We start from the raw sequence: 4,195 nt of genomic DNA on the forward strand, positions 1-4,195 counted from the left end.
TGTTACAGATACACGTAAGACATTTCTGTCGACTTTACTAATACGATCTAACGTATAGTTTTTTAGTAAACTACTAATTTTATCATCAATATCATTTTGATGTTCAATATAATAGTCAACTAATTGCTTAATATAATCATATTTACTATACATTTCTTTAAATTTCACATCTCCTAATGACACAGCGTCATTATCGATTTGAAACAGTATTTGAAATGCTTTAATTCTTTGTTCATGTCTATTCATAAAAACACCTATTACTTCGCAATATTTACGATGTGAACATTAATTTCATCAATTACATTAATATCGAGCATCGTTGAGATAGATTGCTTAATATTTTCTTGGATATTTTCTGCAATCTTATGCACATTTCTACCGTCCGATAGATTGACGTACGCAGAAATTTTTAAATATCCCTTTGACTCATCCACACGGATACCTTTGCCGCGATATTTTTTACCAATTTTTTCAATTGTTCCACTCGCTAAGTTATTTTGTAAAGATGAAACACCCTTTGTTTCTAAAACAGCGATACTTGAAATAACTTCAAGTACTTCTGTTGAAATTTTAATTTTACCAATGGATTCATCGTGCCCTAATACTTCCACTATAATCACCTCATTCACTCATTATATCATGGTTTTCTAGCATATTCGTATTATAATCGTTATTTTTAAACGCTTCATTATTAATAATTTTTTGATGAAATGGAATCGTCGTATTTATACCTTCAACGATGAATTCATCTAACGCACGACGTGCAATTTGTAATGCGTCATCTCTGTCTTTTCCATATACGATAAGTTTTGCAATCATCGAATCGTAATATGGTGGAATTGTATACCCTTGATAACATGCAGTTTCTAAACGTACACCGAATCCACCTGGTTCTTTAAACTTCGTAATTTTACCAGCAGAAGGCATAAAGTTTTTATAAGGGTTTTCTGCGTTAATTCTGAATTCAAACGCATGTCCATTAAATTCAATGTCTTCTTGAGTGAATGGTATTTCTTCTCTCATTGCAATTTTGATTTGCATCTTAACTAAGTCGATCCCTGTAATCATTTCTGTAACAGGATGTTCGACTTGAATTCTCGTATTCATTTCCATAAAGTAATACGTTTCTTCGTCAAGGTCATATATAAATTCAATTGTACCTGCGTTTACATAGTCGATGAATTTCGCTGCACGTACTGCAGCTTGCCCCATTTCTTCTCGAACTTCTTCAGAAATAATTGGACTTTTAGCCTCCTCAACTAACTTTTGCATTCGGCGTTGAACAGTACAATCTCTTTCTCCAAGATGAACGACATTGCCGTGATAATCACCGAGTACTTGGATTTCAATATGTCTAAAATTGCTAATATATTTTTCGATATATAAATCTTTGTTACCAAACGCACTTTCGGCTTCTTGTTCAGTTAACTTGTAGTTTTGAATTAACTCTTGCTCGTTACGAGCAACTCGAATACCTTTACCGCCACCACCATAGCTTGCTTTAATAATGACAGGATATCCGATTTCTTCTGAAATTTTCTTTGCATCGTCTAGTGATTTTACAACACCATCAGATCCTGGGACTGTCGGAACGTTTGCTTTTTGCATCGTATCCTTTGCAACGTCCTTAACACCCATTAAAGCGATTGTTTTATAATGTGGACCGATAAAGATTAAATTACTCGCATCACACATCTCTGCGAAATCGACGTTTTCAGCTAAAAAACCATACCCTGGATGGATTGCATCACAGTTTGTATTTTGAGCGATTGTTATGATACTAATCATATCTAAGTAACTGTCTTTAGATAATTTAGGTCCGATACAATACGACTCAGTTGCGAGTTTCCGGTGTAAGCTATCTTTATCCGCTTCTGAGTATACGCTCACTGTTTCAATACCGAGTTCATGACACGCACGAATGATACGTACTGCAATTTCTCCTCGGTTTGCGATTAATACTTTTTTAATCATTTAACTTTGAATAATGGCTGGTTATATTCAACCATTTCTCCATCTTCAACTAAAATCTCTACAATTTCACCGGAAACTTCTGCTTCAATTTCGTTGAATAGTTTCATCGCTTCTAAAATACATACGATCGTATCGTTTTCGATCTTATCGCCGACTTGAACATAAGGATCTGCTTCAGGTGACGGGCTTTTATAAAATGTTCCGACCATCGGCGCTTTAATCGTATGAGTGTTTGAAGTATCAGTAGCAGGACCGCTAGTTTCTGGAACACTTGCTACTGGTGCTTGTGGAGCAGGTGCTTCAACAGATTGTACTGGTTGTACAGGTTGCGCTTGATACTCTCGCACTTTTGATTCACGCTTAAGTTTAATATCCACTTCTTTGTCTTTATATGTGAGTTCAACTAAATTAGCTGTTTCCATTTTTTCAATGAGCTGGTCTATATATTCTAATTTCATAATCAAATCTCCTAAACTGTTTATAATAGTATTTTACTTTAGTGGTACGACCAATTCAAATGGTAATTAAAAAAAGCAGATAAAATATCTGCTTTTAAAAAGATTATGCTCTTGAAACGTATGAACTTTCTTCAGTATTTACTACGAGTACGTCCCCATTATTGACAAATAGTGGTACTTGAATCGATAATCCTGTTTCGAGTTTCGCTTCTTTAGTCGCACCAGAAACAGTATCCCCTTTAATGCTTGGTTCTGTTTCTACTACTTCAAGCTCAACAGTTTTTGGTAGTTCAACACCTAAAGTTTCACCTTCATACGTCATAATAGACACGTTCATATTTTCTTTTAAGAAATTAATTTCATGTTCTAATTGTTCTTTTGGAATCGTTACTTGTTCAAACGTGTTGTTGTCCATGAACACATAGCCGTCACCATCGTTATATAAGAATTGCATCTTATTGTTATCGATATGTGCTGTGCCGACTTTTTCACCTGCTCTAAACGTTTTTTCTTGGATTGCACCTGTACGTAAGTTTCTTAATTTAGAACGTACGAACGCCGCACCTTTTCCTGGTTTTACGTGTTGGAAATCAATAACTCTCCAAATACCGTTATCGAATTCAATTGTAAGTCCTGTTTTAAAATCGTTTACTGAAATCATTAAATTATCCTCCTAGTTGATTATGAATAACTCTTTACTACTATGTGTCAGTTTTTGAAGTCCATCTTTAGTTACGAGCGCGTCATCTTCAATTCTAACGCCACCAAGTCCTTCAACATAAATACCTGGCTCGATCGTAATAATCATATTTTCTTCTAATACTGTATCGACAGTTTTTGCGAGTCCTGGACCTTCATGTACTTCTAGACCAATTCCGTGGCCGAGTGAGTGACCAAAGTTTTCACCATATCCATTTTGATCAATAATATCTCTAGCTACCTTATCTGCCTCGCTACCAGTAAATCCAGCTTTAATTGTTTCTAAAGATTTTAACTGACTTTCTAATACAATATTATACACTTTTTTGAGTTCGTCTGAAACATTACCGACACCAAACGTACGTGTAATATCTGAAACATACCCTTTATAAGTTGCACCGAAGTCTAACGTCACAAGATCTCCATCTTCAATGACTTTTTCTGAAGGTGTTGCGTGAGGTAATGCCCCTCTATGACCACTCGCTACTATCGTATCGAAGCTCGGACCTTCTGAACCGAGTTGCGCCATGATATACTCTAACTCAGCTTTAACTTCTAACTCTGTCATACCGACTTTTACAAATTTTAAAATACGTTCATATGCTTCGTCGACGATTTTACAAGCGACTTTAATTTTTTCAATTTCTTCATCTGATTTAACCATACGGAAAGTTTCAAACTCGTTGTTAATCGGTACGAGTTCAAAATGCTCATTTAATGTATTGTACTCATTATAATTCGTATAGGCTGCTTCAAACGCGATTCTTTTAACGCCTTTTTCTTTTAAAAATTCGATGACAAACGACGTTAAATTCCCTTTTTGCAACACGAATTCAAAATCAGGTGCTTCTTCACGTCCTTGTACGTTATATCTAAAATCAGATACTAAGTACTGGCCTTCATCAGTTACTACTACTACGCCACTTGATCCTGTGAACCCTGAGACGTATCTTCTGTTGTAAGTACTCGATACGATTAGCGCATCTACTTCATATTTCTTTAGTAATTCTTTTGTTTTTTCGATAATGCTCATTCATAATCACTCCTTAACCGTAGTTTACCGT

General features: G+C 35.3%; 6 protein-coding genes. All 6 read right to left on the bottom strand.

Going from position 1 to position 4,195, the window contains the following annotated elements:
• Positions 1-246, bottom strand: a 246-nt coding sequence (locus tag TJ68_RS01400; RefSeq protein ID WP_040928334.1) for a transcription antitermination factor NusB, incomplete at its 3' end; no start/stop codon positions are given.
• Positions 247-257: 11 nt separating this feature from the next.
• Complete coding sequence (locus tag TJ68_RS01405; protein ID WP_040928335.1) at positions 258-611, bottom strand: Asp23/Gls24 family envelope stress response protein; 354 nt, start codon at positions 609-611, stop codon at positions 258-260.
• A 10-nt stretch (positions 612-621) separates the two neighbouring features.
• Positions 622-1,971 (bottom strand): acetyl-CoA carboxylase biotin carboxylase subunit, encoded by a 1,350-nt coding sequence (gene accC / locus TJ68_RS01410; protein ID WP_040928339.1) that lies wholly within the window; start codon positions 1,969-1,971, stop codon positions 622-624.
• Entirely contained in the window at positions 1,971-2,432 is a 462-nt protein-coding gene (gene accB, locus TJ68_RS01415; protein ID WP_040928336.1) for an acetyl-CoA carboxylase biotin carboxyl carrier protein, read from the bottom strand. Before accB ends, accC begins: the two co-directional genes overlap by 1 nt.
• A 103-nt stretch (positions 2,433-2,535) precedes the next feature.
• Positions 2,536-3,093, bottom strand: a complete 558-nt coding sequence (gene efp / locus TJ68_RS01420) for an elongation factor P (RefSeq protein ID WP_040928337.1) — start codon at positions 3,091-3,093, stop codon at positions 2,536-2,538.
• Between the two features lie 12 nt (positions 3,094-3,105).
• Complete coding sequence (locus TJ68_RS01425; RefSeq protein WP_040928338.1) at positions 3,106-4,164, bottom strand: M24 family metallopeptidase; 1,059 nt, start codon at positions 4,162-4,164, stop codon at positions 3,106-3,108.
• Positions 4,165-4,195 lie beyond the last annotated feature (31 nt).

It is taken from the genome of Nosocomiicoccus massiliensis, assembly GCF_000438455.1.
Taxonomy (GTDB): Bacteria; Bacillota; Bacilli; order Staphylococcales; family Salinicoccaceae; genus Nosocomiicoccus; species Nosocomiicoccus massiliensis.

Coding starts and splice junctions, on each gene's coding strand:
- accB (WP_040928336.1), bottom strand. CDS start 2,432: ATGAAATTAGAATATATAGACCAGCTCATTGAAAAAATGGAAACAGCT.
- efp (WP_040928337.1), bottom strand. CDS start 3,093: ATGATTTCAGTAAACGATTTTAAAACAGGACTTACAATTGAATTCGAT.
- TJ68_RS01425 (WP_040928338.1), bottom strand. CDS start 4,164: ATGAGCATTATCGAAAAAACAAAAGAATTACTAAAGAAATATGAAGTA.